This is a genomic window from Afifella sp. JA880, from assembly GCF_025379905.1.
Taxonomy (GTDB): domain Bacteria; phylum Pseudomonadota; class Alphaproteobacteria; order Rhizobiales; family Afifellaceae; genus Afifella; species Afifella aestuarii.
Window position 1 is genome coordinate 747,322 of sequence record NZ_JAOANH010000003.1, and the last position, 26,132, is coordinate 773,453.

A 26,132-nucleotide genomic window follows, 5' to 3' on the forward strand; every position below is an offset into this window, starting at 1 on the left:
TGCTGATGTCTTTGCGGCTTATGACGCTTCTCGCCGCGTTGTGTGTCCTGCCTTTGGCGGCGACGGCGCAGGCGCAGGATTTCGGAGAAACATTTTCCGGTTTCTCCTCGAGCTCCAACGATCCGATTTTGGTGGAGGCTGATCGTCTGGAGGTACGCGACAACGACAAGGTCGCGATCTACACCGGCAATGTGAAAGTGCGTCAGGCCGAAACCGTGCTGGAGACGGCCAAACTGACGGTCCATTACTCTGGCAATCCGAGCGAGAGTCTCAGTGGCGGCGCCAACGCGGGTAATGGGGGCAACAAAGGGGAGAGTGGCGGAAGCAGCGGCAACGCCGCGTCGAACGCCTCTGCAACGCCGGGCTCGTCCATCACCCGGATCGAAGCGGAAGGTGGCGTTCTCGTCACCTCCGAAAATCGCACCGCAACGGGCGACCGGGCGGACTTTGAAATGGCGACCGATATTGTCACCCTCTACGGCAATGTCGTCCTGACGGAGGACGACAACGTGCTGCGCGGAGAAAAGCTCGTCGTCAATTTGAAGACCAAGCAGGCGCAGATGCAGGGCGGGCGCGTGCAGACAATCCTCGCACCGGGTTCGTCCGGTCAAAGCGGACAGTAACGGAGCAATGCTGATGCGCCGCGCCGCGAATGGCGCCCCCGCCGAAACCGAGGCTGAGGGGGGCTCGCGACGAGGTCTCTTTGGCCTGTCGCGCAATTCCTCTCGCCCTGACGACGAGGCTGTCTCCCCCGCAGAAGCAGACGATTTGGGCAGCGACACCGGCATGGCCGGCGAGGAAACCGGAGGCGCCGAAGCCGTTGATCGCAGCGGCTGGCTCGTTGCGAGTGGGCTCATGCGCTCCTTCAAGGGCCGCACGGTCGTGAAGGACGTGTCTCTTGCCGTGCGCCAGGGAGAAGCCGTCGGCCTCCTCGGGCCGAACGGTGCCGGCAAGACGACGGTCTTTTATATGATCACCGGCCTGATCCGGGCCGAAGGCGGCCGCATCGAACTCGAGGGCCACGATGTGACGCGCCTGCCGATGTATCGGCGCGCACGTCTGGGCATCGGCTATCTGCCGCAGGAGGCGTCGATCTTCCGTGGCCTCAGCGTGGAAGACAATATCCTCGCCATCCTCGAACTGGTGGAGCCCAACCGCAAGAAGCGGCGGCAGGAGCTCGATTCGCTGCTCGAAGAATTCCATATCGGGCATCTGCGAAAATCGCCTTCGATCGCGCTCTCCGGCGGCGAGCGCCGACGCTGCGAGATTGCGCGCGCGCTGGCGAGCCGTCCGGCCTTCATGCTGCTCGATGAACCCTTTGCCGGCATCGATCCGATCGCGGTCGGCGACATTCAGTCGCTGGTGCGCCATCTCACCTCGCGCGGCATCGGCGTCCTCATCACCGACCACAATGTGAGGGAGACGCTAGGGCTCATCGACCGCGCCTATATCATCCACTCCGGCGAGGTTTTGACGGAAGGAAGCCCCGAAGCGATCGTGGCCAATCCAGAGGTGCGACGCGTTTACCTGGGCGAGCACTTCCGGCTTTGACACGCTCCAAAAGCCGGTTAAGCTTTCCCTGCAAGGAACGGGCCAGCTGCCTCCTCTGAAGGTCATTTGAAGGTCATCGGCAGGGTGTTGGCGTCTGGCCCCAAGGCGTGGGGCGTCAACGATGAACATGTCGGCGAGACTTCAGCTCAGGCAGTCGCAGTCACTGGTCATCACGCCGCAGCTCATGCAGGCGATCCGGCTCCTGCAGATGTCGGCGCCGGAGCTCGAAGACTTCATCGACCGCGAGATCGAGGAAAACCCGCTGCTTGCGCGCGACGAGAGCGGTGAGGGGAGCGCCGATGCGGGAGATGGCACAACCGGCGGCGCTGGGGAAACGCAAGAGGCGTCCGCCACGGAGAATGCGGGCGGCGAGCTCACTGCAGAGACGGCCGCTGCGTCCGTCAGCGATGCCGACGTCGCCCGCGAAGATCTTTACCCGGACGATGATCGCAGTCTTTCCGGGTCGAGCGATTTCGGCCGCTCCGGCCGAGGCGACGCCTCCGAATTCCCCGACGAAGACAGCTACGCGGCATCCACGCCCACGCTTCTTGCGGTTCTTGAGCAGCAGATTGATGCAGCCTTCTTCGACGCCACGGAGCGCATGATCGCGCTTACGCTTCTGGGAGAGATCGACGAAGCGGGATATCTGCGCGCCGAGCCGGAGATGCTCGCGGCGAACCTCGACGTGGCCTTGGAAGATGTGCTGCGCGTTCTATCCCGCTGCCAGGGATTCGAGCCGGCCGGCGTCTTCGCCCGTTCGCTCAAGGAATGCCTGAAGATCCAGTTGGCCGAATTCGATCGTTGCGACCCGGCCATGGCCGCGCTCATCGACAATCTGGAGCTTCTCGCCTCAGGCAACAGAGCCGCTTTGTGCAACGCCTGCGGCGTCGATATGGAAGACATGATCGAGATGATCGCCGAGGTGAGGGCGCTCGATCCGAAACCGGGCCTGCGCTATCTGAGCGATCCCGTGGCGCTTCTGGTGCCGGACATCGTCGTCAGGCCGGGGACGGAGGGCGCCTGGCTGATCGACCTCAACGATGCGGTTCTGCCGCGGCTTCTCATCGATCGCCGCTACCATACGGAAGTCAAAAGTCGCCGCCGCGACCAGGCGACGGAAAAGTTTCTCTCCGAATGCCTGCAGAAGGCGACCTGGCTCGAAAAGAGCCTCGATCAGCGCGCCCGCACGCTGCTCGCCGTATCGGCAGAAATCGTACGCTGGCAGGATCGTTTTCTGCATGACGGCGCGGCCTATCTGAAGCCTTTGACGTTGCGCATGGTGGCCGACGAGATCGGCATGCACGAATCGACGGTGAGCCGCGCCGTGGCCAACAAGGCGATGGCGACGCCGCGCGGCATCTTTCCGCTCAAGGCCTTCTTCTCCGTCGCGCTTGCTGCGACGGATGGCGGCGATTCCCATTCTGCCGAGGCGGTGCGCCAGCGCATTCGCGTCCTCGTCGCGGGCGAGGGCGATCGCGTCCTCTCCGACGACCAGATCGTGGCAATCCTCAAAGACGAGGGCATCGTCATCGCTCGCCGCACCGTTGCCAAATACCGCGAAGCGATGGGGATTCCATCATCCGTCAATCGCCGCCGCATGCAGCGCCAGAAACTCGCGTCCTGAAAGGGATGATGGCGCTATGGCAGAATGCTGTCGTCACGGGATGACGCGCTCTAGCCCTGCGCCGTGGCCTCTTCGACGGCCTTCTCCGTCGCCGTCACCACCTCTTGTTCCTGCGGAGGCGGGTCGCCCTCGCCCCAGATGAGTTTCTTGTATTTGAAGCCTCTTTCGAGTGTCGGCTTGACGATGGCGAAATAGGGGGAGAGATCGAAATCGCGTGGCGCGAACAGCGAATGATGGCGGATGAAATAAATCTCGCGCCGCCTCGCGCCCATGCCCCAGCGGCGCCTCTCTTCCGTGCGGATGATCGGCAGGATGGGATAATGCACGCGCTGATAGGCCTCTGCGATCAGCGAGGAACAGATTGCGCGCGTCGGATCGCCCGATCCGAAGGCGATCGCCCGGCGACGCCATCTCGCCGGCAGCGGCAGGGGAAAGAAATAGCGCAACAGGTCGAAGATGTTCTTCATGTCGTAGGAGAGGCCGATCTTCGAGATCATGAAACGCGTCACCTCCTCGCGATCGGCAGATGAGAGCCCGACCGGCCGGCAGATGCGAATGTTGTAGGTGTCGTACCGCGACAGGGGCAGGGAGATGCAGCCTTCGCCGACATCGACCTCGATGAGGCAGTGCGGTTCGCCGTCCGCTTCCTTTTTGCCGGGAATATCGCCGACATAAAGGGCTGAATGCGACCAGGTCGAAGTCGTCAGGTATTTTATGACCTGGGAAATATACTCCCGCCCCTCGACGAGGATGATGTCGCCGGGCTTCAGGACTTTGCGCAACGCCGTCGCATCGAAAGCCGCGTACGGTTCATAGTCGCGCGTTTCGGTGCGCAGCCAGCCTGCGAGGACGTGCCCCGTGCGCTCCAGAAAGGTATCAGCTTGCTGCGTCATGCCCTGCCAAGAAGAAGTATCCGGACCGGCTTGGTCAAGTGGCTCTTGAACTTGCGGCGACTGGCGCCCTTGCGCATGCGACGATTGCGCGCCATGGAGCGGACGAAAGGATCCCCATGCTGATCAACATGCAGCGCCGCCTTCGCTTCTCCGAGCTGGGAGAGAAGGAGATACTGGCCCTCGCCATCTCTGCCGAGGAGGAGGACAGCCAGATCTACAGCACGTATGCGGAGCGTCTGAAAGACGAATTTCCGCAGACGGCGGCGATGTTTGCTGCGATGAGCAAGGAAGAGGACGGCCACCGGCGCCTGCTCATCGATCATTTCCGGGCTGCGTTTGGGGACACGATCCCCCTCATCCGCCGCGAGCATGTGGCGGGCTTCATGCGCAGGCGCCCGGTCTGGCTCGTCGCCAATTTGAGCCTCGACCGGATCCGCAGCGAAGCGGCTGCGATGGAAGAGGAAGCGCGCAATTTCTACCAGAAGGCGGCTGCGCGCACGGCCCATGCGGAAACCCGCAAGCTCCTCGGAGATCTTGCCGTCGCCGAAGGCCACCACATCGCCACCGCAGAGCGGTTGGAGGCGGAATATCTGCCGGCCGAGGCGCGCTCGGAAGAAGACCGGGCGGCCCATCGCCGCTTTCTCCTGACCTATGTGCAGCCGGGCCTTGCCGGGCTGATGGACGGCTCGGTGTCGACACTCGCGCCGATCTTTGCCGCCGCTTTTGCCACGCACGACACCTCGCAGACCTTTCTCGTCGGTCTTGCCGCTGCGATCGGCGCCGGCATCTCTATGGGCTTTACCGAGGCGGCGAGCGACGACGGCGCGTTGACCGGCCGGGGATCTCCGCTGAAGCGGGGCATTTCTTCGGGTGTGATGACGGCGATCGGCGGGCTCGGCCATGCGCTCCCCTACCTCATTCCGCATTTCTGGACGGCCACGACCATCGCCTTTGTGATCGTGATTGCGGAATTGTGGGTGATCGCCTGGATTCAGCAGCGCTGGATGGACACGCCCTTCTGGCGCGCCGCCCTGCAGGTGATCTTGGGTGGTTCTCTCGTCTTTGCCGCGGGTATTCTGATCGGCAACGCCTGAGCCAAATCGCACCGGCGAACGGCTAAGATCGCCACTTTCCGCACTGCACTTTGTCGCCCACGGCTCTATGTCTCGCGACATGCGCTTGCGGAGAGGATTTCGTTTCATGCCCAATATCGACAAGGCCGGCACATTCAAGCTTGGCAGCCATACGGTCAAACGTCTCGGTTACGGCGCCATGCAGCTTGCTGGACCCGGCGTTTTCGGCCCGCCCAAGGACCGCGATGCCGCGATTGCGGTGCTGCGTCGGGCGGTGGAGGCGGGGGTCGACCACATCGACACCAGCGATTTTTACGGACCGCATGTCACGAATGAGATCCTCCGCGAGGCGCTTCACCCCTATCCCGAAGATCTCGTCATCGTCACGAAGATTGGTGCGCGCCGCGACGACAAGGGCAATTGGCTGCCGGCCTTCTCGCCTGAGGAGCTGCGCCAGGCCGTCCACGACAACCTTGAACATCTCGGGCTGGAACGACTCGAGGTCGTCAATCTCCGGCTGATGTTTGCCGAGGGACCGGCCGAAGGATCGGTGGAGCCGGCGCTCACGGTTCTTGCAAAGATGCAGGAAGAGGGGCTCGTCCGTCACATCGGACTGAGCAACGCCACGCCGACGCAGGTCGCGGAGGCACGCAAGATCGCGGAGATCGTCTGTGTGCAGAACCTCTACAATCTCGCTCACCGTTCCGATGACAAACTGATCGATGAACTGGCGAAGGACGGCATTCCCTATGTGCCGTTCTTCCCGCTCGGCGGGTTCACGCCGCTGCAATCCTCGTCCCTGAGCGCGGTGGCCGAACGCCTCGGCGCAACGCCGATGCAGGTCGCTCTCGCCTGGCTCCTGCAGCGTTCGCCCAATATCCTGCTCATTCCGGGCACCTCCTCGCTCGATCATCTCGAGCAGAACCTGGCAGCCGCCGAGCTCGATCTGCCGCAGGGTGTTCTCCAGGAGCTGGAGGACATCGGCGAGGCGGGCTGAATGGGTGGCGCATAGCCGCCAAGACCCCCGCTAGTATTCGCCGCCAGTATCCGTCGCTCGGACGGCGCCTGGCGGCGTTGCTACCTGTTGCCGCGGCACAACAGTTTAATCGAATTGGTAAGAATTCATCGGGCGCAAGCCCCAGGTCATCTTCTGTTCAGATATTCGGCGCTATCGCTTGAGCCATATCGAAAGGCTCCGCCCGCGCTTGAGGTCCGGTCGGACGGGAGAGTTAAGACCATGCTGCTGTTCAGAAAATGGGTTCGCCGCCTGGGTGACAGCACCCGCGCTTTCTTTTCCACCGCCTACCGGCCCGAAAAGCATTACATGCGCGGCGCCGGCCCCGCATGTGCGGCTCGCAACCAGCCCCGCAGCGCTTCTTTTTAGTTCGGTCACTCATCAAGCGCATCCGCAACTGAGTGGCCGGATCAAAAAGCGCGGGAACAGTCGTAGCGTCACCATAGCCATGGCGATCGCCAGAAGATATGGGGCGGGTCTACTTCACGCCGAGCTTTTCTTCCGTGCGATCGAGGATGAGGGGGACGATGATGTCCTCCTCGTCGGCGAGATGTCGGTGAAGGCCGGTTAAAAAACCGGTCAGTTCGCCGCTCATGGTTTCGGCGCTGCGCATTTGCGCGTCCCGGTCCCGGCTCAGACTTTCAACGAGCGCCTGTCCCGCTTCGCCCATCCGGACGAGATCGCGATGAATGATCTCGTGGTCGTTTTCCAGGATTTCGAAGCCACGGGTGAGGCTCGCCTCCGCCGCCATGAAGGCGGGGAAATAGGCGTGGTCCTCGATTTGGTGATGCCCGTTCAGCTGGTGCAGAAAGAAACGCATGCGCGGGGCGAAGAAGCCGCGGAATTCGGCCGGGTCGATACGTCCCTCCCGGAGATCCTCTGCCGATTTGGCGAGGATGGCACAGAGCTCGCGGAACATGTCGTGGCGGCCGAGCCAGAATTTTGCGAGCTCGCCCAGATTCTCGTGCTCCGGCCACACCTCCCGCGGATATTTCCGCAGGAGGGCGAGGAGATCGTCCGGCAGATGGGCCCGCGAACCGAGCTTGAGCGCCGGATCGATCGACGGGGCATCGGTCACTGCAAGATGACCTTTTCGGCGACGGTGGTATCGGCGTTGAGCCGGTAGACGAGCGGCACGCCAGTGGCGAGCTCGAGTTTGGTGACGGCGTCCGGCGACAGTCGGTCGAGCACCATGATGAGCGCCCGCAGCGAATTGCCGTGAGCCGAAACCAGGACCCGCTTGCCGTTCATCACGTCGGGCAGGATGTGGGTCATGTAATACGGCCAGACGCGGGCGCCAGTGTCCTTCAGGCTTTCACCTCCCGGAGGGGCGATGTCGTAAGAGCGGCGCCAGATATGCACCTGCTCCTCACCCCATTTCTGACGCGCATCGTCCTTGTTGAGGCCGGAGAGATCGCCGTAATCGCGCTCGTTGAGAGCGAGATCCTGCTGGCGCGGCAGAGAGCCTTCGCCGGTAAGCGGCACGCCGAGCTCTCCCAGGATGAGATCGAGCGTCTTCTGGGCCCGCGTCAGCGCGCTCGTATAGGTGAGGTCGAAGCTGAGGCCCGCTTCCTTGAGAAGCCGGCCGCCCTTGCGGGCTTCTTCGATTCCCTTCTCCGTGAGGCCGGGGTCTTTCCAGCCGGTGAAGAGGTTCTTGAGATTCCATTCCGACTGTCCGTGGCGGACGAGAACGAGAAGGCGATCCATATTGTCTCCCTCAATTAGGCAAATGGTTTCAGTGCAGCCCGAGAACGTCGGCCATGTCGTAGAGGCCGGGCTTCTTGTCGAAGGCCCACAAGGCGGCACGCAGCGCCCCGCGGGTGAAGATGAGGCGGGTCTCGGCGCGGTGGCCGATCTCGATGCGTTCGCCCTCGCCGGCGAGCACCACCATATGATCGCCGACGACCGAGCCGCCCCTGAGACTTGCAAAGCCGATGGCGCCGTCAGGCCGCTCACCGGTCTCTCCGTCGCGCCCGCGCACGGCGACCGTGTCGAGATCGACGTCGCGCCCCTCCGCCGCAGCCTCGCCGAGGAGAAGTGCCGTGCCGGACGGCGCATCGACCTTGTGGCGATGATGCATTTCGACGATCTCGATATCGAACTCCGGCCCGAGAGCCGCCGCAGCCCGGCGCACGAGCCCGGCCACGAGATTGACGCCGAGGCTCATATTGCCGGATTTGACGATGCGGCAATGGCGGGAGGCGGCGCGGAAGATCTGCTCGTCCTCCGGCTGAAAGCCCGTCGAGCCGATGACATGGACGATGCGCGCCTGGGCTGCGAGCTCGCTCAAGGCGAGGCTGGCTGAGCGGCCGGTGAAATCGATCAGCACGTCAGACTGCGCGAGGACGGAAAGCGGATCGTCGGAAATGGCGATGCCCGTCTCCTTGATGCCGGCTACCAGTCCGGCGTCCTGGCCGATTGCCTCGGAGCCTTCCCGCTCCAGCGCGCCGACGAGGCGCAAATCGTCATGTGCGGCAACGGCGGCGACAAGAGCGCGTCCCATGCGCCCGCTGGCACCCGCCACGACGGTTCTCAGCTGTGTCACTGGCCTCTCCCGTTCTGTCGCGCCGCCTATAGCATGCCTGGGGCGCAAGACCATCCTCGCCGGTTCCACCAAAACTCAAAGCCGTCTCGGTCGCGACGCACCGCGTGAGAGAAAGGCCTGCTTCAGGAAACGGTCCGTGAGAAAACCGATCCGACCGCTCAAATAAGCAGAAAACCGAGATAGATATTTTCGCGCCAACGAAGTCTTTGCGCGGCAGTAACGCTTTTTGGCGCGGTAACGCTGCTGGAGAGCGCGAAAATGGCGAAATTTAGCCTGCTGCATATTCCAATCGTGTGCAGTTTCGCTAAGAGGACGCATGCCCTTCAGCGACCCATCGAGCAAACTGACCCGCGAAGTTGGAATGGAGCGGGCTTTTTCGAGCCGCCGTCTCAGGTTGAGCACCCTGACGCGTCTGCGATGGCTTGCCATCGCCGGACAAACCGCCGCTGTGGTGCTGATCGGTTTTGGCCTTGGATTTCCGGTCCCCTTCGGCGCCTGCTTTGCGCTGATCGCTCTGTCCGCCTGGGTCAATATCGGTCTCAGGCTGACGTTTCCGGCAACGCGGCGCCTGCATCCAAACTGGGCGACGGTACTTCTCACCTATGACATCGTACAGCTTGCCGGGCTCTTGTATTTGACGGGAGGGATGGAAAATCCCTTCGCCTTCTTGATCATTTTTCCGGCGCTCGTCTCGGCGACGACGATGCCTCCGGACAAGACCTTGTTCTTGGGCGGTCTGGCTTTCATTAGTGCGACTTATCTCGTGTTTTTCCACGAGCCGCTTCCCTGGTCCGGCCCGCGCCTCGACCTGCCGCTTCTCTACGTCGTCGGCATGTGGGCCGCGGTCGTCTGCTCACTCGTTTTTATGGGCTTCTTCGCCTTCCGCGTCGCCGAGGAGGCGCGCCAGCTTGCCGACGCGCTCGCGGCCACGGAACTCGTCATGCAGCGCGAGCAGCATCTGTCCGCGCTCGATGGGCTCGCGGCCGCCGCGGCCCACGAGCTCGGCACGCCGCTCGGGACGATCACTCTGGTGGTCAAGGAGATGCTGAGCGAGGTCGATGCCGAAGACCCCTCTTCGGAGGATCTGAAGCTCCTGGCTACGCAAACTGCGCGCTGTCGCGAGATCCTGTCCAAGCTCACTTCACTCTCCTCAGAGCCGGAGGAGCATCTTGGACGTCTCGCTCTGCCGCGCCTTCTCGAAGAGGCGACGGCACCGCATCGCGATTTCGGCATCAAGCTGACGGTGGACAGCGATGGGAAGGGCCCGGAGCCCATCTTCCATCGCAACCCTGGTATTCTCTATGGTCTTGGCAACATTCTGGAAAACGCTCTCGATTTTGCCAAGAGCGAGGTTCGCGTCTCCGCGAGCTGGGACGAACGCTTCGTTCTCATCGCCATTTCCGACGACGGTCCGGGCTTCGCGCCGGAGATGATCGAGCGTCTGGGAGAGCCCTACGTCTCGACCCGCTTCAAGACGAGCCCTACGGAACGGGACAATTCCGGAGGCGGACTGGGTCTCGGCTTTTTTATTGCCAAGACGCTCCTTGAGAGGAGCGGTGCCAGACTGTCGCTTAAAAACCGGCCGGCCCCGGAGACGGGCGCGATTGTCACGATCGGCTGGCGCCGCCAGTCGCCGGCATTGGCGAGCGATGACGGGTCAGATTTACACTATGAGGTGTAACATCAATTTGACGATCGGGTTTGCAAACCCTGTGCTGAGGCATTAGCACAGATAGTGGAGCAACGAGTTAAATCAGGCGTTTCTGGGATGAACAGTGAAACCGTTTCGGAACTCGGCCTTGCCGATTCCTCCCTGCTGATCGTGGATGACGACCGCGCCTTCTTGCAGCGTCTTGCGCGTGCCATGGAAAAGCGTGGCTTTGATATCGTTACCGCCGACTGCGTGCGTGACGCCAAGCAGCAGGTGGCGAGCAAGCCGCCAGCCTTTGCGGTTGTCGACATGCGTCTGGAGGATGGCAACGGCCTCGATGTGATCGAGCTGTTGCGCGAGAAGCGGCCGGACGCCCGCGCCGTGATCCTGACCGGTTACGGCAATATCGCGACCGCGGTGACGGCGGTGAAGATGGGGGCGATCGACTATCTGTCGAAGCCGGCCGATGCCGACGACATCTTTGCCTCGCTCGTCCGCAATCCGGAAGATCGTGCGGATCCGCCGGAAAACCCGATGTCCGCCGACCGCGTCCGCTGGGAGCATATCCAGCGCGTCTACGAGCTCTGCGATCGCAATGTCTCGGAGACGGCACGCCGCCTCAACATGCACCGTCGCACTCTGCAGCGCATTCTCGCAAAGCGCGCCCCGCGCTGAGCCGTCCGTCCCTGGCCGCGACTCTGGCCTTTGGGAACACATCTGGCCTGAATGAACGCGCTCGATCACTCGCGGGTGCCATCCGGATCCTCCAGATCGTGCAGGCGGTTGGCGCCTGCACGTGCGATCCGCACCAGCATTTCCTTGCGCCGGGCGCCCGCGAGGCGCGTCTCGTCGCTGTCGCGTAGGATTTCGGCGCCGAAGGAATCGGCGAGGATGAGGCCGGCGTCTTGAGGAAAAACGTCGAGCGGAACATCCGCGGACGTCGCGAAATAAAACCGGTCGCAATAGCCAAAGTAGTCACGCCATTTGTGATCAGCCATGAAATCGGCGAGCGACGACTTGATTTCTACGATGACGATTTCGCCCTTGCTGCCAAGTGCCACGAGATCGGCGCGACGTCCGCTCGAAAGCGAGACTTCCGGCAAAAGCGCATAGCCTTCAGCTCGAAGCCGACGACACGTGCCGCGGCGGATGGCAAGCGCCGCCGCCGACTGACGGCCGTCGATGAGTGTGGGCTGGCTGTCGGTCTCGACGAGAACGGTGCGGATGGCGATGCGCGGCATGAGGCAAAGATAGCAAGCGCCACCGCGTCTGCAAACAAAAGATGAACACGAGGCCCGGCCATGGCGCACGACGGGGCCGAGAGACAGCCGGAACTCAGGGCGCGTTCTTCACATACCCATCGACATCGAATTTGCGGCGTAGGCCGCTTTGCGTCATCGGGCGCACGGTTCCGTAGACGGCGTTCTCCTGGAAAGGCCGGTCGTGGAGGCCAAACGCCCAGAGATTGTTGGCGAAAGAGTTCGGATCGCCGCCGTCGAGAAAGTACCGGTTGTTCAAGGCGATGATGGTTTCAAGCGCATATTGCGGGCTGGAGGCCCAGCGCAGGATCTGTTTCGCCCAGTACATTCTGAGATGATTGTGCAGATAGCCGGACGTCTTCATCTCCCGCATCGCGGCATTGAAGGCCTCGTCTGAGGTGTCGCCCGTCTCGATCTCGGCGGCCGTATAGCCGGGATCGCGCTTGTCGTCCGAATGGCGTTCAAGTGTGGCGCGCGCCCAGTCGGGCAGGGCTTCGTAGCGATCGTAATCGTCGCGGTAATGGCACCAATTGGCGGCGAGCTCCCGGCGTACGATGAGCTCTTCCAGAAATCCGGCGGCCTCCGCCTTCGCGGCCCGAGCCTTGAGCGCGATCTCGATGGGCGAGATCTGGCCAAAGCGCAGATAGGGCGAGAGATGCGAGACGCGGCATTTCGTGGGATCGCTGCGCTCGCCATCGTAGCGGGGAAGATCGTTGGCGAGAAAACTTGCAAGGCGCCGCTTTGCCTCGCTGTGACCGCCCCTGATCCAGTCGACCGGCTCTGGCCCGCGCTCACCGCAGACTGCGGCGAGCTCTTCCCAATCGTGAGGGGCAAGGCCCGCCGGAAGCGCAATGCCGGAAAAGCTCTTTTGCGGCCGTTCATCTGTCTGATCGACGAGAAAACGCTCAAGCTGCCGATTGATCTTCGGGCGGATGGTGCGCGCGGCGTACTCGGCCTTGTCGGACGCTGCACCGACCGGCACGACGAGATCGGTTTCGACGGCAATCGCCTGACAGGGGGCGTTGTCGCCGAGCCAGGTGCGGCGCTGACGGTGATGGCGGAGATGGCCGACATCGGTGACGGCAATGACCGCACGCTCGAGAAGCCCGCAAAAGACCTTGTCGTCTGCCTCCGCCAGAACGACAAATCCGGCCCCCATGTGGGAAAGTTCGTCCGCGAGTTCCTGAATGCCTTCTGCCATGAACTTCGCCTGGCGGCGGGTGATCGACGGCTCCTCGCCCCCGAGGCGCATGACGACAAGGAGCGGGCATTCGTGCCGGTTCGCCTGCCCGGCAGCGAAAGAGAGCGCGTGGTTGAGGCGCACACGCTGCGCCCGGTCCATCCAATAGAGCACGAACTGACCCTCCTGTGGGGTCTTTCCGTTCAAAGGCATGAGGCGGGGATCGTTGTCGGTCATGGAATTCACCGGCTGTTCGTCGTTCGTCGGGGTGATGACGAGCTTAGCGTGCTTTCGTTGCAATCCTCGCGCGATCTTGCGGCGCGGATGCGGAACACTTCACCGTGTCAAGAGTTGAGGCGGCAGCGAACAAGGAGAATTCTATGTCTTATGAAGCCGACCGCCACCACGGTCATCCGGTCGACCGCTCGACAGCAACGAGTGGCGACATCGTCCGCATTCTTCTGGCGATCATCCTGCCGCCACTCGGCGTGTTTCTTCAGGTTGGACTCGGTCTGCATTTCTGGTTGAACATTCTTCTGACGATTTTCGGCTATGTGCCGGGCATCATCCACGCCGTCTGGATCATCCTGCGTCGCTAACGACGGGCACCCTCTGTGCCCCGTCCCCGCCGCTGTGTTGGAATTGCAACGATTCGAATATGTTGCAGGTGAACGCCTGCTTTTTGACCTGTGTCAAATGGACGGGGCTGCGCGGCCCGCATATCAGGATCCTGTTATTTCGAACGCAGGGGACGAGAATGCGCGGGACGAAGATTCTGGGACGGGCTGCACTGGCGGCCGCGTTCCTCTCCATCGCAGGCGTGGCTGGGGCCGCGGATCTGCCGAGCCAAACCTACGAGCCCACCGCTGCGCCGGCGCCCGTCGCCTGGAGCCCGTGGCAGATTCGTCTGCGCGCATTGGCCGTCGTCCCGCATGATTCGGGCTCGGTCGACCAGATCCCGGGGTCTGATCTGTCCTATTCGAATTCGGTCACGCCCGAACTCGACATCACCTACTTCTTCACGCCGAATATCGCGGCCGAACTCATTCTCGGCACGACGTATGCCGAGGTTGAAGGTGACGGACCGATCAGCGGTCTCGACGCGGGCGACACCTGGATCCTGCCGCCGACCCTGACGCTGCAGTATCACTTCACGAACTTCGGTGCCTTCAAGCCCTATGTCGGCGCTGGCGTGAACTACACCTTCTTCTACGGCACCGAGAACGACGATCTCGCCGCCTTCGACATCGACAACAGCTTCGGCCTCGCGCTGCAGGTCGGTGCCGATTATATGTTCAACGAACATTGGGGCATGAACCTCGATGTGAAGAAGCTGTTCCTGTCGGCCGACTGGGACGGCAGCCTGCCGGACGGCACCTATGTGAGCGGCGACGCCGATCTTGATCCCTGGCTGATCGGCGCCGGTATCACCTACAAGTTCTGATCGCCATAGCGCTGAACAATTCGAGCGGCCCCGCTTGCGGGGCCGCTTTTCTTTTGCCTCAAAGCAACCCGTGCTCTCGCGACCATGCGTTTCGATTTCAGGGCCGCGTATTCTCACATCGGCCAAAGCCTGGGGACGTTTCGCGTCGAACGCTCCAAGTGAGTAAAATTGCGAGTGCTAGAAAAGGGACCGGCGCCACATTGACGTGCCACAAAGTGGTGGCGGCGCCGTTGATGAAGGAGATCGAGGCTAACCCCACCAGGAGGGCCGAGACGGCGACCCCTGGCCGCGCGCTTCGGCCGTGGCCGAAATAGAGCCAGAGCGCCACGAAGGTCGGGGCTGCGAGGTCGTAGTAAAGCACGTAGGGGAGCGTCAGATAGGTGGCCGTCACGAGCATGGCTGCTTTGGCGCCGCGCGGGGCGCTCGACAATGTCACGTAGATGAGGGAGCAGACCGCAAAGAGCGCGCTCATCCCTTGCAGGCCGGCGGCCGCTGCGAAATCGAGGCCGAAATATCGCGCAGCACCGTAGACGGTCATCTGCACGCTCAGGAAGGCGTCGCGCTCGCTCAGTAGGATCGCGCCCGTCGGATCCTGCAGACCGAAGAGGAAGGCTCGCCACGGCTCGATTCCGAAGGCGAGAATCGAGGCGCTGATGAGTGCCGTCGCCGTAGTGCTGGCCACCGCGATGACGAGGAAGCGGCGCTCCAAGAGAAGCACGAGCGGGATGAGAACGCCGAACTGCGGTTTGACGGTCAGGAGGCCGAGGAGAATTCCGGCGAGGATTGGCCTTTCATCCCAGAGATAGATGGCGCCGACAAAAAGCGCACCGACGATGAAGCAGGTCTGGCCGATGAGAATTCCGAGCGCCGTGACGGGCGCAATCAAAAGCCAGAGGGCGATGCTCCTGTCCCCCCACACACGCGCCGCCACGAAGAGAAACGCTGCGAGGCTGCCGCCCATGAAGAGGCCATAGGCGACGAGGTAGGGAAAGAGCCCGAGTGGCGCGAGAAAGAAGAGAAAATGCGGCGGATAAAGCCAGCGAACTCCGAAATCGGAGCCGTAAAGGTCGATGATGTAGCGCGAAAACTGGCCTGGATCGAAGAGGCCGGAGAGATGGCCCTCGAGAAGCATGCGAGAGGCGACCCAGAAGACGACGAAGTCACCGCCGCCTGGATGTGTTGTGGAATAGACCTCGCCCGTGCGGGTAATCCACCCCGTCAACATGCCGCGCGGAAAGCCGAGAAAGGTCACGAGGAAGGCGAAAGCGAGCCAGAAACGCCGATCGTTGAGGAGCGTGAAGCGGGAGCCCTCTTCGGCTGCACATGCCGGGTCGCTTGGCGTCGCGGCTTTCATTCCCGCCTCATATGACTTTTGCCTCGTCACCCGGGCTTTTTGTGAGGGGCCCCCGATGCGCCCGGCCATCGCGCCCGGTTTCCGCCCGCGCGCGCAGGAGAAGCGCGACCGCCAGGGCGAAGAAGGCGATGGGCCCGCAGCCGAATCCGATCGCCACGGTGGCGCCGTTCACGAAGGAGAGGCAGGAGACGAAGATGAGGAGGGCAGAGAAGAGAATGCCGGGTGCCTCCTCACGCCCTTTGCCGAAATAAAGCCACAGCGCCACGAAGGTCGGGGCGACGAGATCGTAGAAAAGCACATAGGGCGAGACGAGATAGGTTGCGGTGACGAGCATGGCGATCTTCGTGTCACGTCGCGCGCCCGACAGCGTCGTGGCGACGAGTGCCACGACGGCAAAGAGCGCGCTCAACCCTTGCAGCCAAGCTGCCGTCGCAAGATCGGCCCCGAGGAGGCGCGACGAGCCGAAGACGCTCATTTGCAGCCCGAGGAATTTTTTGCTCGCCGTCGTCAAGATGTCGGAATTGGCCCCGTCCATGCCGAACAGGAAGGCGTGCCAGGGGGCGGTGCCGAAGACGAGAAGGGACAGGCCGATCGTGACAAGGGCTGTTGCCGAAGCGACGCCGATGACGCGCCACCGCCGTTCCAAAAGGAGAACAAGCGGGATCAGGACGCCGTATTGTGGCTTGATGGTGAGAAGCCCGAGGAGAATGCCGGCGAGGATGGGCTTCCGATCCCACAGAAAAATGGAGCCGATCAGAAGGCCGCTGACAAGAAAACTCATTTGGCCGAGAAGCACACCGAGAAATGTCGACGGGGCGACGAGAAGCCAGAAGACGATGTCGCGCTTTCCCCAGACACTGCGGCCGATTGCGGCCAGAAAGGCGAAGCTCGCTGCCATGAAGCCCGCCCAGGCCGCGAGATAAGGCAACTTGGCGATCGGTGCGATGAAGAACAGGAAATGCGGCGGGTAGAGCCAGCGCATTTCGTAGTCGCTGCCGTAACGATCGATGATCGTCTGCGAGAATTTGGCTGGGTCGTAGAGGTCGCGAATGTGCCCCTGCAGGATCATCTCCGAGGCGACATAGAAGACGACGAAATCGCCGCCGCCCGGATGGTTCGTCGAATAGACGTCGCCGCTGCGGGTGACCCAGTCGGTCAGGATGCCATAGGGAAAGCCGAGCAGCGTGATCCCGAACGCAAAGAGCAGCCAAAACCGGCGATCGTTCAGGATGGTGAATTGCATGCTCGCCTGCTCCGGCCTGAGAGTTCCCGCATGTGGCTGCGAGTGGTGCAACGTCATGACGCCGCGCTTCCATTGGCGAGGACCGCCCGGTCGCCGGCTCGTGGCGTCGTCTCGTCCGGTTGGTGACTGCGCTGATGTTCTGGGACGTGGGCACTTTCCTCGCGGGCGCGGAAAAAGAGCGCCGTGGCAAGTGCGGCAAACACCCACGGCCCGGCGCTGAAGCCCATCGCGACCGTCACACCGTTGACGAAAGACAGGGTCGCCACGAGCACGAGGAGGATGGAGAGAGCAAAGCCCGCCCGCTTCTCAAGGCCATGGCCGAGATAGAGCCAGATCGCGATGAAGGTCGGTGCCGCAAGATCGTAAAACAATATGTAGGGAACGCACAGATACGTCGACGTGACCAGCATTGCGAGCTTGGTGTACCGCCTGGCCGATGAGCGCAGAGTGGAGATCAGGGCAATTATTGCTGCCGAGCCAACCGCGATCTGCGTGAGCATGGCGGTATACGGCTCAAAGCCCGCAAGACGCATTCCGCCGTAAACGCTCATCTGGATTTCGAGAAATGTCTTTGCATTGGCCCGGAGTACGTCGCCTTGCGGACCCGTGATATTCAAGATGAAGTCTCGCCACGAACCAAAACCGAAGATTAGACCCGACAAAGCTACCAATGCGCAGGTCGTCATCGTGGCGCTCGCGATCACAAGCCATCGCCGCTCTATAAGAAGCACGAGAGGGATGAGGACACCAAACTGTGGTTTGATCGTCAAAACACCGAGGAAAACGCCAGCCAGGACTGGCTTGCGACCCCAAAGGAAGATCGCACCGATAAATAGCGCGCCGACCAGAAGTGCGGTTTGCCCTACGAGCAGGCACAGGATGGATGTCGGTGCGAAGACCAGCCACAAAGACATTTCGCACCGTCGTGGGGCCAATATCCCAAGTGAGGCGAAAGCGACGAGGCCGATCGCTTGAAAGGCCGTGTAGGCGAGCGAGTAGGGCAAAGCGCCAAGCGGAAATATCAAGAGAAGGAAATGCGGCGGATAGAGCCACCGCATGTCGAAATCCTCCCCGAATTGATCGACCATGGCTCGCGAAAAGAACGACGGATCGTAGAGATTTCCGGCATGGCCGGAGAGGGCCCCCTTGGCGGCCACCCAGAAGGTGACGAAGTCTGCTCCGCCTGGGTGATTGAGGTCGGCAAGCGAGCCCGTGCGATAGATCCAATCGAGCAGAATGCCGCGGGGAAAACCCAACAGCGTCAGCGCAAAAGCAAAAAATAGCCAGAAGCGGCGATCGTTGAGGATTGTGAATCGGGGCATAGGTTCACGCAACGGCGCGTCCCCGGGGGAGTGGCACCCTGGGCAGGGGTTGCGCGGCCTCGCAGCCTTCCTGGTAAGCGCGCCTAAGCAGTGCAGCACATAGAATTGCGAAGACCACCGGACCGAGCGGAATACCGATGAGCGTGGTTGCCCCATTAATGAATGAAAGGGTGCCCACCCCGACCAAGAGGATGGAAAAGGCTACGCCCGGAACATTCTGTCGCTGACGCCCGAAATACAGCGATAAGGCCGTAAAGGTCGGGGCGGCCAGATCATAGAAGAGCACATATGGGATGAAGAGGTAGGTCGCTGCGATGAGCATCGCCGCCTTCGTGTCGGGCCGAGCCTGCAGAAGGTGCGTGGCGCTGAGAGCGACCGCAGAGAACAGGCAGCAACCCAGCTGGACAATGGCGGCAGTGGTCGGTGTGAAGCCAAGGAAGCGTGACGCCCCGAAGGGGGCCAGGTGAATCCCCATCAAGTCGGTACGATCGGCGAGAAGCACATCGTTGCTTGCGCTGAGAGGGCTGATGAAGAATTCCCTCCAGGGTTCCACGCCGAAAACGATCACAGAGGCGCCGATCAAGCATCCCGCGGTGGCCATGGCGGTCCCGATCACCCACCAGCGACGCTCGATCAGGAGCACGAACGGAATGAGCACCCCGAACTGGGGTTTGACTGTGAGAAGCCCGAGGAAGATGCCGGCGAGGATTGGGCGCTCGTCCCACAGATAGACACCGCCAATGAAGAGCGCGCCAACGAGGAAGCAGGTCTGCCCGTTGAGCAACCCAAGTGCCGTGACGGGCGCTATGAGTAGCCAACCGACGATTCCCCATCCTCCCCATAGCCGTCGTGCAATCGCGAGGTAGAGGAGAAGTGTCGCGCCCATGAAAAGTGCGAATGCAAGGCCGTACGGGAAAAGCCCTAGCGGCAGAATTAGAAGAAGAAAATGGGGTGGATAAAGCCAGCGATAGCCGTAATCCGTTCCAAACTGATCCGTCAGCAGCGCCGAGTAGCTTTGTGGGTCGAACAGCGCGCTCGCGTGCCCTTCCAAGGCCGCGCGAGAGGCGATCCAGAAGTTGATGAAGTCCCCACCGCCCGGATGGTTGTTGTTGCCGAAGACCCCGGTTTGGGTCCACCAGTCGTTGAACGCACCAATCGGATAGCCGAACTGGCTCACCAAAAAGGCGAAGAAGAGCCAGAAGCGGCGGTCGTTGAGGATGGTGAATTGCGGCATCGCCGGAAAGACTACGCAGTGAGGCTTGAATCCGCGGTTAAACCGGGCGCTCCCAGCCCTTCCTGCGACGAAAGACGCTGTCCGCGCCGCGCAATTTCTGCGGCAGGAGGGTCACGCCGCATCATCCGTGCTTGCGCCGGCCTGCGGCCATGCTACATGCGCGCTCCATGGCTGATCTTTCCCACATCCGCAATTTCGCGATCGTCGCGCATATCGACCACGGCAAGTCGACGCTTGCCGACCGTCTGATCCAGATGACCGGCACCTTGCCGGACCGGGAGATGAAGGAGCAGCTCCTCGATTCCATGGATATCGAGCGCGAGCGCGGCATCACCATCAAGGCGCAGACGGTGCATCTGCGCTACACGGCGAAGAACGGCGAGGAATATCACCTCAACCTGATCGATACGCCCGGCCATGTCGATTTCGCCTACGAGGTGAACCGTTCGCTCTATGCCTGCGAAGGATCGCTCCTCGTCGTCGATGCCTCGCAAGGGGTCGAGGCGCAGACGCTCGCCAATGTCTATCAGGCGATCGAGGTCAATCACGAGATCGTTCCGGTCTTGAACAAGATCGATCTGCCGGCGGCGGAGCCGGAGCGGGTCAAGGAGCAGATCGAAGATGTGATCGGCCTCGATGCCTCGGATGCGGTGATGATCTCCGCGAAGACCGGGCTCGGCATCGAGGACGTGCTGGAGGCGATCGTGCACCGCCTGCCGGCGCCGAAAGGCCTGCTCGATGCGCCGTTGAAGGCGCTCCTCGTCGATTCCTGGTACGATCCTTATCTCGGCGTCGTCGTGCTGGTACGCGTCATCGACGGCACGCTGAAGAAGGGCCAGACGGTGCGCATGATGGGCACCGGCGCGCGCTATGAGGTCAACCAGGTCGGCATGTTCACGCCGAAGATGGTGGAGACCGCAGAACTTCCGCCGGGCGAGATCGGCTTTCTGACAGCCTCCATCAAGGACGTGGCCGACACCCGCGTCGGCGATACGATCACCGAGGACAAGCGGCCGACCGAAAAGGCGCTGCCGGGCTTCCGGCCGGCCGTGCCCGTCGTCTTCTGCGGTCTCTTTCCGGTCGATGCCAACGACTTTGAGGATCTGCGCGCGGCGATGGGCAAGCTCCGCCTCAACGACGCGTCGTTTTCCTATGAGATGGAAACCTCGGCCGCGCTCGGTTTCGGCTTCCGCTGCGGCTTTCTGGGGCTTCTGCATCTGGAAATCATCCAGGAGCGTCTGGCGCGCGAATTCGATCTCGATCTGATCGCGACGGCGCCCTCCGTCGTCTATCAAATCCGCCTGACGGACGGCGAAGAGATCGAGCTTCACAACCCGGCCGATATGCCCGATCCGGTCAGGATCGAGGAAATCAAGGAGCCGTGGATCCGCGCCACCATCCTGACGCCGGACGAATATCTGGGCGGGGTGCTGAAACTCTGCCAGGACCGCCGCGGCATCCAGCAAGGGCTCACCTATGTCGGCCAACGGGCCATGCTGGAATACGATCTGCCCTTGAACGAGGTCGTCTTCGATTTTTACGACCGGCTGAAATCGATCTCCAAGGGCTATGCGAGCTTCGATTATCACATCACCGGCTACGAGCCGGGCGATCTCGTGAAGATGCAGATCCTGGTCAATGCCGAGCCGGTGGATGCGCTCTCGATGCTGGTGCACCGCAGCCAGGCCGATCGGCGCGGCCGGGCGCTCTGCGAAAAGCTGAAGGATCTGATCCCCCGGCACCTCTTCAAGATCCCGGTCCAGGCGGCCGTCGGCGGCAAGGTCATTGCGCGCGAGACGATCGCAGCCCTCAGGAAGGACGTGACCGCCAAATGCTATGGCGGCGACGCGACCAGAAAGCGCAAGCTTTTGGACAAGCAGAAAGAGGGCAAGAAGAAGATGCGCCAGTTCGGCAAGGTGGAGATCCCGCAGGAGGCCTTCATCGCCGCGCTGAAGATGGGCGACGAATAGGCCAACTCGACGGTCGATCTGGTCGCGGCCGCACCGCCGAGGAAGAGGGCACTGATCCGGTTGATGACACGCGCGGCTGCGGGCTTCTGCAGGAAACGCCGTGCCTGGCCCGCAAGCGCGATATAGCTGAGGTCGATCGCAGCGAGGACGAGGAGAAGGGTGAGCGACAGCTCGCCCCAGCCGACGAGGCTCAGGCTTTCGAGATCGAGAAGGTTGGGCAAGAGGGCGAGATAGAAGACCATGATCTTCGGATTGCCCATCGTCACCGCAAAGCCCGCAAGGAACATCTTGAGAGCCGAGCCGCGCGGCGACATCGCGGTGTCATCCGCTTCCGGACGCGTCGGCGCATTCCACATTTTGAAAGCGAGATAGACGAGATAGGCCGCGCCCGCGAATTTCACGACGGCGAAGGCCCAGAAGAAGCTCGCCGCGAGCGTTGCGAGGCCGAAGACGGCCGCCGCAAGCCACAGCACCTCTCCGATCCACATCGCGGCTGCAAAAGGCAAGGCATCGCGCCATCCACGGGTCAGAACACGCGAAACGAGGGCCGTGACGCTGGGGCCCGGCGTACCCGCATTGACGAGGAGGGCACCCGCGAAAAGCGCGAGGGTCAGCGGATCAAGGAGCATCGGGTCCTAGCGCTTTGTGACAGAGCCCTTAAGGCTAGCCGAAGTTCGCATGCCCGACGAGCCGGAAACTAGCCGTCTCAGCTGTTCCCGCCTCACCTGCGGAACCGCACCCGCTCGCTTCTCTTCCCCCTCGAGAACGAGGGAGAAAGCCATGAACGACAGGCACGACACTGAGCGTCCGCCGCAGGCACAGGAACATCAACCGGGCGATGAGCACAAGATGACGCCTGAGCCGGATTACATGCCCCGTTATCCGGGCTCCGGACGGCTCAAGGACAAGGTCGCGCTCATCACCGGCGGCGATTCGGGCATCGGGCGGGCAACCTCGATCCTCTTTGCGCGCGAGGGCGCCAAAATCGCCTTCCTTTATCGCGACGAGGACGAAGACGCCGAAAAGACGCGCCGGATGATCGAAGAGGAGGGGAGTGAGGCGATCGCCTTCCGCGGTGATATCGGCGACAAGAGCTTCTGTGAGGATGTGGTTGCGAAAACGGTGTCGAAATTTGGCGGGCTCGACATTCTCGTCAACGACGCGGGCGAGCAGCATATGGCGGAAGAGCTTGAAGAGATATCCGAAGCCCAGCTGACGCGCACCTTCCGCACGAACATTTTTGGCATCTTCTTCATCACGCAGGCGGCTCTGCCGCATCTGAAGAAGGGCGATGCAATCATCAATCTGACGTCGATCACCGCCTATCGCGGACAGCCAGTTCTGATGGATTATGCCTCGACCAAGGGGGCGATCCTGGCGCTCACCCGCTCCTTGTCGAAAAACCTCGCCGACAAGGGCATTCGGGTCAACGGCGTGGCGCCGGGGCCGATCTGGACGCCGCTCATCCCGGCGAGCTTTCCGCCCGACAAGGTGGCGAATTTCGGCGCCAACCAGCCCATGGGCCGCGCCGGGCAGCCGAACGAGGTGGCGCCGGCTGTGCTCTTCCTCGCCTGCGCCGATTCTTCCTACATGACCGGTCAGGTGCTGCACCCGAACGGCGGCGACATCATCGGCGGCTAGGCGCCGTCTGCCGCCCGCTGCCTGCCGACCATCGACGCCGGCAACAAAAGGGCCCTGCCGCGGCAGGGCCCTTCGTCATATCGGATCGCTCTGCAGGCCGCGCCAGGCACGGCCCGCGCAGAAACCCGTCCTTAAACTGCCACGGCGCCGACGCCCAGAAGCATCAGGACGAAGAAGATGACGGCGACGACCAGGAAGATGAAGAACAGGAAGCGCGCGATCGTCGCAGCGCCCGCAGCGATCCCGCTGAAGCCGAGTGCGCCGGCGATGACCGCGATCACGGCAAAGATAAGGGCCCATTTCAGCATGGTGGAAATTCTCCGGTAGGTTCAGGTGTCGTTGCACCTGTCGGAATTAACCGCCGTGTTGACGCCTTGTTCCGCCGGTCTGTGCGGTGTTTGGTGGCCTGCCATCGGTTTCTGGTCTCGACCACCGGCTGCAAACGGTGGCGCGACCATCAGAGCCGCAAAGGCAGCCGCATGGGAGCGTTTCCGGAGGATCGGCGTTTGTCCTTCAACTGAAACAAGAATTTTCCGATCTTTTTTGATGTCCATCCGCTTTGCCTGCAGCTTTGCCCTCCGGGTCTCTCTCGGTGTCGCCGCTGTTTCCTTTCTCATCTCGCCGGCCGTGTCGCAGGAGGTGCTTGAAGCGCCCCCCGGCGTTTCACCGGGATCTGTGCTCCTCGGGCCGGCCCCGGCGCCCGGCGAGCCGGCACCTCCCCCTCCTGCAGCCCCACCTCCGCCGGGAGTTCCCGCGCCGTCCGCGCCGCCGGTCATCGTCGAGCCTGCTCCGCCGTCTGTGGCTCCGCCCCCAGGCGTCGAGCCGCCTCCCGTCCAGTCGCCCCAGAGCCCGTCGCCGGCCCCATCCCAGCCTTCCGCGAATGACCCGGCTTTGGGCGACGCGCCGGCCGGCACCACGACAGAGCCGCTCCAAGCGGTTCCGCTCGGCGAGCAGGAGATGGCGGCCCCCGTGGTCACGCCTGACACGATCAATGCCGCGAACTTCGCCGACGATCATGTCTTCGTCTCCAAGCATCGCGATCCGTTCATCGTGAAGCTGCAGGTGCTTCTCGACCGGGCTGGAATTTCGCCGGGGGTGATCGACGGCTATTGGGGCGACAACGTCCAAAAGGCCGTGCAGAATTTTCAATTGTCGCGCGAAGAGGTTCCGGACGGGCAGCTGTCAGCGACGCTCTGGGCCGAGATCGCGCAAAACGACACGACGCCCGTCATCACCCAATATCGCATCACGCAAGAGGATGTGGCGGGTCCCTTCGCGCCTTCGATTCCGTCCGACTACCGCGAGAAGGCCGCGATGGAACGGCTCTCCTTCACGAGTCCGTCCGAAATGCTCGCCGAGCGTTTCCATATGGATGAGGATTTTCTGAAGGCGCTCAACCCGGAGGCCAATTTCTCTGTCGCGGGCACGACCATTGCCGTTGCTGCGCCGGGTGGCGATGTCAAAGGCAAGGTGGTGCGGATCGAAGCCGATAAGGGGCTTGCGGCGTTGCGTGGCTACGACGCCGCGGGCCGGCTCCTCGTCGTCTATCCCGCCACCATCGGCAGTTCCGATACGCCCTCGCCAAGCGGCACGGTCGAGGTGGAAGGTGTCGCCTTGGACCCGACCTACACGTATCGGCCGGACGTCAACTTCCAGCAGGGCGACAATCGCGATGTCTTGACGATCCCGCCGGGTCCCAACGGGCCGGTTGGGTCGGTCTGGATCGATCTGTCGAAGCCGACTTATGGCATTCACGGCACGCCCGCGCCCGAGGCGATCGACAAGACCTTTTCGCATGGCTGCGTGCGTCTGACGAACTGGGACGCCACCGAGCTCGCCCATATGGTGAAGCCGGGCACGAAGGTGGAATTTCTTGACTAGCCATCTTCCGGTCTGGGGTTTCGCGCTGATGCTGGCGCTAAGCGTCGGCACAGCGGGGGCCCAAACGCCGCCGCTGAAGCCTCAGCCACGCCCGGCGGAGGCGGCGGATGCGGAAGGGACTGCCGCAGCGGCTCAGCCGTCCGCTTCACCTTTTTCAGCGGGCAAGCCGGACGGCGCCCCCGCGGCCCCGAAGCCGCGGCCCGAAGGCTCGGGCGAGGACGTGGGCGCGGCCCCGCCCGTCCCGGATATCCGACCACAGGGTGAGGCGGAGAGGGCGGACGAGGGATCTGCGTCGCCGGCGACGGAAGACGCGCCCGAGCCCGAAAACGAGGATGGACCTGCGCCGCCATCTCCAGACGACACGCAGGCAGACCAGCCACCGAAGGACGAGGACGCCTCCCAGGCTGAACCAGCCACCGACGGCGAAGATGAGGCGCCTGCGGATGAGACGTCGGAAAAACCTGCGGGCGAGGCTGCTGGAAGCGACGCGCCCTCCCTCCCGGAGGCCCGCCCGGAAGATGCGCCGAAGCCGGTGGAGCCGCTGATTGCTCAGCCCCCCTCGGAGACGCCGTCTGAAGGCCCTGATGAACACCCTGCGGCGCCGGAGGATGAGTCCAGCGAAGAGGCCTCGAAGGTGCCGGAAGAGGACGAGGCGGCCAAGGCGGCTGCCGCTGAGGAATTTCGTCAATGTGTCTGGCGCCTCAGAGCTCTCGGTGTGGAGTTCGACGAGGAGCCGGCGATCACCGATGGCGGCGCTTGCGAGATCGCTCATCCGATCGAGGTCGAGGAACTTGCGCCTGGCGTCGCCATCTCGCCTCCCGTCACGCTCAATTGCGCGGCGACGGAGGCCCTCGCCACCTGGCTGAAGGAGGTGGTGAAGCCAGCAGCCAAAGAACTTCTCGACGGCGCTGAATTGCGCGGCGTGATCCAGGCCTCCGGTTATGTGTGCCGCACGCGCTACAATCGCCCGGGCGCGAAGATCTCAGAGCACGCGCTCGCCAATGCAATCGACGTCAGCGCCATCACCTTCAAGAGCCGTTCGCCAGTTTCCGTGAAGGAGCGGGAGGATGCGGATGCAGCCGCGAGCCGCTTTCAGAAGCGGATCCGCGAAGGCGCCTGCAAATATTTCACCACGGTCCTTGGACCCGGAGCCAACGCCGCCCATGCCACGCATTTCCATTTCGATCTGAAGGCGCGGAGCAACGGCTACCGCATCTGCCAATAACCCGCGGCGACGGCGGAAAGGCGGACC

The 26,132-nt window shown here is 62.6% G+C and carries 25 protein-coding genes and 1 pseudogene; 13 read left to right on the forward strand and 13 right to left on the reverse strand.

Translation table 11 applies throughout. From position 1 onward, the window contains the following. The first annotated feature begins 5 nt into the window (after positions 1 to 5). The 3 genes from NYQ83_RS16445 (at position 6) to rpoN (ending at position 3,175) form a co-directional block, all read left to right on the forward strand. Positions 6 to 623, forward strand: coding sequence for an LptA/OstA family protein (locus NYQ83_RS16445; RefSeq protein ID WP_261215903.1), 618 nt, complete (start codon positions 6 to 8; stop codon positions 621 to 623). Positions 624 to 786: 163 nt separating this feature from the next. Then, positions 787 to 1,551: an LPS export ABC transporter ATP-binding protein gene (gene lptB / locus NYQ83_RS16450; protein ID WP_261216228.1), complete on the forward strand. Its 765-nt coding sequence runs from the start codon at positions 787 to 789 to the stop codon at positions 1,549 to 1,551. Positions 1,552 to 1,672: 121 nt separating this feature from the next. Continuing rightward, a complete protein-coding gene (gene rpoN, locus NYQ83_RS16455; protein WP_261215906.1) occupies positions 1,673 to 3,175 on the forward strand; it encodes an RNA polymerase factor sigma-54 in 1,503 nt (500 codons plus the stop codon). A gap of 50 nt (positions 3,176 to 3,225) precedes the next feature. Here the strand turns inward: rpoN and NYQ83_RS16460 are convergent, their stop codons facing one another. Further along, on the reverse strand, positions 3,226 to 4,068 hold the full coding sequence (locus tag NYQ83_RS16460; protein ID WP_261215908.1) for a lipo-like protein: 843 nt from the start codon (positions 4,066 to 4,068) through the stop codon (positions 3,226 to 3,228). A gap of 116 nt (positions 4,069 to 4,184) precedes the next feature. Between NYQ83_RS16460 and mbfA the strand changes: the two genes are divergently transcribed. Beyond that, the gene (gene mbfA / locus NYQ83_RS16465; protein WP_261215911.1) at positions 4,185 to 5,162 is read left to right on the forward strand and encodes an iron exporter MbfA; all 978 of its coding nucleotides are present in this window, start codon (positions 4,185 to 4,187) and stop codon (positions 5,160 to 5,162) included. 106 nt (positions 5,163 to 5,268) lie between these two features. Further along, positions 5,269 to 6,138 (forward strand): aldo/keto reductase family oxidoreductase, encoded by an 870-nt coding sequence (locus NYQ83_RS16470; protein ID WP_261215913.1) that lies wholly within the window; start codon positions 5,269 to 5,271, stop codon positions 6,136 to 6,138. A gap of 496 nt (positions 6,139 to 6,634) precedes the next feature. On the opposite strand, the gene NYQ83_RS16475 is transcribed toward NYQ83_RS16470, so the two are convergent. The 3 genes from NYQ83_RS16475 to dapB are packed head-to-tail and all read right to left on the reverse strand — an operon-like array spanning position 6,635 to position 8,692. Next, on the reverse strand, positions 6,635 to 7,234 hold the full coding sequence (locus tag NYQ83_RS16475; protein ID WP_261215915.1) for a hemerythrin domain-containing protein: 600 nt from the start codon (positions 7,232 to 7,234) through the stop codon (positions 6,635 to 6,637). Further along, the gene (locus tag NYQ83_RS16480) at positions 7,231 to 7,863 is read right to left on the reverse strand and encodes a 2,3-bisphosphoglycerate-dependent phosphoglycerate mutase (protein WP_128291896.1); all 633 of its coding nucleotides are present in this window, start codon (positions 7,861 to 7,863) and stop codon (positions 7,231 to 7,233) included. The genes NYQ83_RS16475 and NYQ83_RS16480 overlap by 4 nt, the downstream gene beginning before the upstream one ends. A gap of 28 nt (positions 7,864 to 7,891) precedes the next feature. Then, positions 7,892 to 8,692, reverse strand: a complete 801-nt coding sequence (gene dapB / locus NYQ83_RS16485; RefSeq protein WP_261216229.1) for a 4-hydroxy-tetrahydrodipicolinate reductase — start codon at positions 8,690 to 8,692, stop codon at positions 7,892 to 7,894. Positions 8,693 to 9,062: 370 nt separating this feature from the next. Here dapB and NYQ83_RS16490 point away from each other — a divergent pair, with 370 nt between their 5' ends. Continuing rightward, positions 9,063 to 10,382 carry an ActS/PrrB/RegB family redox-sensitive histidine kinase gene (locus NYQ83_RS16490; protein WP_261216231.1) on the forward strand — a complete coding sequence of 440 codons (1,320 nt, stop codon included), beginning with the start codon at positions 9,063 to 9,065 and terminating at the stop codon, positions 10,380 to 10,382. Between the two features lie 87 nt (positions 10,383 to 10,469). Beyond that, entirely contained in the window at positions 10,470 to 11,027 is a 558-nt protein-coding gene (locus NYQ83_RS16495; protein ID WP_092811690.1) for an ActR/PrrA/RegA family redox response regulator transcription factor, read from the forward strand. 65 nt (positions 11,028 to 11,092) lie between these two features. Here NYQ83_RS16495 and NYQ83_RS16500 read toward each other — a convergent pair whose 3' ends face one another. Both NYQ83_RS16500 and NYQ83_RS16505 read right to left on the reverse strand, forming a co-directional pair. Continuing rightward, positions 11,093 to 11,593, reverse strand: coding sequence for an MmcB family DNA repair protein (locus NYQ83_RS16500; protein ID WP_261215918.1), 501 nt, complete (start codon positions 11,591 to 11,593; stop codon positions 11,093 to 11,095). Positions 11,594 to 11,687: 94 nt separating this feature from the next. Further along, positions 11,688 to 13,091: a deoxyribodipyrimidine photo-lyase gene (locus NYQ83_RS16505; RefSeq protein WP_261215919.1), complete on the reverse strand. Its 1,404-nt coding sequence runs from the start codon at positions 13,089 to 13,091 to the stop codon at positions 11,688 to 11,690. An 80-nt stretch (positions 13,092 to 13,171) separates the two neighbouring features. On the opposite strand from NYQ83_RS16505, the gene NYQ83_RS16510 reads away from it, so the two are divergent. Next, a complete protein-coding gene (locus tag NYQ83_RS16510) occupies positions 13,172 to 13,390 on the forward strand; it encodes a YqaE/Pmp3 family membrane protein (RefSeq protein WP_128291899.1) in 219 nt (72 codons plus the stop codon). Positions 13,391 to 13,548: 158 nt separating this feature from the next. Next, on the forward strand, positions 13,549 to 14,235 hold the full coding sequence (locus NYQ83_RS16515) for an OmpW/AlkL family protein (RefSeq protein WP_261215920.1): 687 nt from the start codon (positions 13,549 to 13,551) through the stop codon (positions 14,233 to 14,235). Positions 14,236 to 14,332: 97 nt separating this feature from the next. Here NYQ83_RS16515 and NYQ83_RS16520 read toward each other — a convergent pair whose 3' ends face one another. The 4 genes from NYQ83_RS16520 to NYQ83_RS16535 are packed head-to-tail and all read right to left on the reverse strand — an operon-like array spanning position 14,333 to position 19,388. Beyond that, the gene (locus NYQ83_RS16520; RefSeq protein ID WP_261215921.1) at positions 14,333 to 15,589 is read right to left on the reverse strand and encodes a glycosyltransferase family 87 protein; all 1,257 of its coding nucleotides are present in this window, start codon (positions 15,587 to 15,589) and stop codon (positions 14,333 to 14,335) included. 7 nt (positions 15,590 to 15,596) lie between these two features. Next, positions 15,597 to 16,832: a glycosyltransferase family 87 protein gene (locus tag NYQ83_RS16525; RefSeq protein ID WP_261215922.1), complete on the reverse strand. Its 1,236-nt coding sequence runs from the start codon at positions 16,830 to 16,832 to the stop codon at positions 15,597 to 15,599. A 53-nt stretch (positions 16,833 to 16,885) separates the two neighbouring features. Further along, on the reverse strand, positions 16,886 to 18,154 hold the full coding sequence (locus NYQ83_RS16530) for a glycosyltransferase family 87 protein (protein ID WP_261215924.1): 1,269 nt from the start codon (positions 18,152 to 18,154) through the stop codon (positions 16,886 to 16,888). Positions 18,155 to 18,158: 4 nt separating this feature from the next. Continuing rightward, positions 18,159 to 19,388, reverse strand: a complete 1,230-nt coding sequence (locus NYQ83_RS16535; RefSeq protein WP_261215926.1) for a glycosyltransferase family 87 protein — start codon at positions 19,386 to 19,388, stop codon at positions 18,159 to 18,161. Between the two features lie 149 nt (positions 19,389 to 19,537). Between NYQ83_RS16535 and lepA the strand changes: the two genes are divergently transcribed. Next, entirely contained in the window at positions 19,538 to 21,358 is a 1,821-nt protein-coding gene (gene lepA, locus NYQ83_RS16540) for a translation elongation factor 4 (protein ID WP_261215928.1), read from the forward strand. A 38-nt stretch (positions 21,359 to 21,396) separates the two neighbouring features. Here lepA and NYQ83_RS16545 read toward each other — a convergent pair. Next, a pseudogene (locus NYQ83_RS16545) lies at positions 21,397 to 21,987 on the reverse strand (LysE family translocator); the annotation flags it as partial. Positions 21,988 to 22,138: 151 nt separating this feature from the next. Here NYQ83_RS16545 and NYQ83_RS16550 point away from each other — a divergent pair. Beyond that, positions 22,139 to 22,999 carry an SDR family oxidoreductase gene (locus tag NYQ83_RS16550; protein WP_261215930.1) on the forward strand — a complete coding sequence of 287 codons (861 nt, stop codon included), beginning with the start codon at positions 22,139 to 22,141 and terminating at the stop codon, positions 22,997 to 22,999. A 131-nt stretch (positions 23,000 to 23,130) separates the two neighbouring features. Here the strand turns inward: NYQ83_RS16550 and NYQ83_RS16555 are convergent, their stop codons facing one another. Further along, positions 23,131 to 23,307, reverse strand: a complete 177-nt coding sequence (locus tag NYQ83_RS16555; protein ID WP_128291908.1) for a DUF1328 domain-containing protein — start codon at positions 23,305 to 23,307, stop codon at positions 23,131 to 23,133. 21 nt (positions 23,308 to 23,328) lie between these two features. Further along, positions 23,329 to 23,553, reverse strand: coding sequence for a hypothetical protein (locus tag NYQ83_RS16560; RefSeq protein WP_261215932.1), 225 nt, complete (start codon positions 23,551 to 23,553; stop codon positions 23,329 to 23,331). A gap of 337 nt (positions 23,554 to 23,890) precedes the next feature. Here NYQ83_RS16560 and NYQ83_RS16565 point away from each other — a divergent pair, with 337 nt between their 5' ends. Both NYQ83_RS16565 and NYQ83_RS16570 read left to right on the forward strand, forming a co-directional pair. Then, complete coding sequence (locus NYQ83_RS16565) at positions 23,891 to 24,880, forward strand: L,D-transpeptidase (protein ID WP_261215934.1); 990 nt, start codon at positions 23,891 to 23,893, stop codon at positions 24,878 to 24,880. Continuing rightward, on the forward strand, positions 24,873 to 26,105 hold the full coding sequence (locus tag NYQ83_RS16570; RefSeq protein ID WP_261215936.1) for an extensin family protein: 1,233 nt from the start codon (positions 24,873 to 24,875) through the stop codon (positions 26,103 to 26,105). The genes NYQ83_RS16565 and NYQ83_RS16570 overlap by 8 nt, the downstream gene beginning before the upstream one ends. Positions 26,106 to 26,132: the final 27 nt, after the last annotated feature.

Bases quoted from the DNA above. Each gene is read 5' to 3' on its own strand.
- NYQ83_RS16495 (WP_092811690.1), top strand. From the start codon at position 10,470: ATGAACAGTGAAACCGTTTCGGAACTCGGCCTTGCCGATTCCTCCCTG.
- NYQ83_RS16470 (WP_261215913.1), top strand. From the start codon at position 5,269: ATGCCCAATATCGACAAGGCCGGCACATTCAAGCTTGGCAGCCATACG.
- lepA (WP_261215928.1), top strand. From the start codon at position 19,538: ATGCTACATGCGCGCTCCATGGCTGATCTTTCCCACATCCGCAATTTC.
- NYQ83_RS16500 (WP_261215918.1), bottom strand. From the start codon at position 11,593: ATGCCGCGCATCGCCATCCGCACCGTTCTCGTCGAGACCGACAGCCAG.
- NYQ83_RS16550 (WP_261215930.1), top strand. From the start codon at position 22,139: ATGAACGACAGGCACGACACTGAGCGTCCGCCGCAGGCACAGGAACAT.
- NYQ83_RS16490 (WP_261216231.1), top strand. From the start codon at position 9,063: ATGGAGCGGGCTTTTTCGAGCCGCCGTCTCAGGTTGAGCACCCTGACG.
- NYQ83_RS16560 (WP_261215932.1), bottom strand. From the start codon at position 23,553: ATGGACATCAAAAAAGATCGGAAAATTCTTGTTTCAGTTGAAGGACAA.
- NYQ83_RS16510 (WP_128291899.1), top strand. From the start codon at position 13,172: ATGTCTTATGAAGCCGACCGCCACCACGGTCATCCGGTCGACCGCTCG.
- mbfA (WP_261215911.1), top strand. From the start codon at position 4,185: ATGCTGATCAACATGCAGCGCCGCCTTCGCTTCTCCGAGCTGGGAGAG.
- NYQ83_RS16530 (WP_261215924.1), bottom strand. From the start codon at position 18,154: ATGCCCCGATTCACAATCCTCAACGATCGCCGCTTCTGGCTATTTTTT.
- lptB (WP_261216228.1), top strand. From the start codon at position 787: ATGGCCGGCGAGGAAACCGGAGGCGCCGAAGCCGTTGATCGCAGCGGC.
- NYQ83_RS16460 (WP_261215908.1), bottom strand. From the start codon at position 4,068: ATGACGCAGCAAGCTGATACCTTTCTGGAGCGCACGGGGCACGTCCTC.
- NYQ83_RS16445 (WP_261215903.1), top strand. From the start codon at position 6: ATGTCTTTGCGGCTTATGACGCTTCTCGCCGCGTTGTGTGTCCTGCCT.
- NYQ83_RS16555 (WP_128291908.1), bottom strand. From the start codon at position 23,307: ATGCTGAAATGGGCCCTTATCTTTGCCGTGATCGCGGTCATCGCCGGC.
- rpoN (WP_261215906.1), top strand. From the start codon at position 1,673: ATGAACATGTCGGCGAGACTTCAGCTCAGGCAGTCGCAGTCACTGGTC.
- NYQ83_RS16515 (WP_261215920.1), top strand. From the start codon at position 13,549: ATGCGCGGGACGAAGATTCTGGGACGGGCTGCACTGGCGGCCGCGTTC.
- NYQ83_RS16525 (WP_261215922.1), bottom strand. From the start codon at position 16,832: ATGCAATTCACCATCCTGAACGATCGCCGGTTTTGGCTGCTCTTTGCG.
- NYQ83_RS16480 (WP_128291896.1), bottom strand. From the start codon at position 7,863: ATGGATCGCCTTCTCGTTCTCGTCCGCCACGGACAGTCGGAATGGAAT.
- NYQ83_RS16520 (WP_261215921.1), bottom strand. From the start codon at position 15,589: ATGAAAGCCGCGACGCCAAGCGACCCGGCATGTGCAGCCGAAGAGGGC.
- NYQ83_RS16535 (WP_261215926.1), bottom strand. From the start codon at position 19,388: ATGCCGCAATTCACCATCCTCAACGACCGCCGCTTCTGGCTCTTCTTC.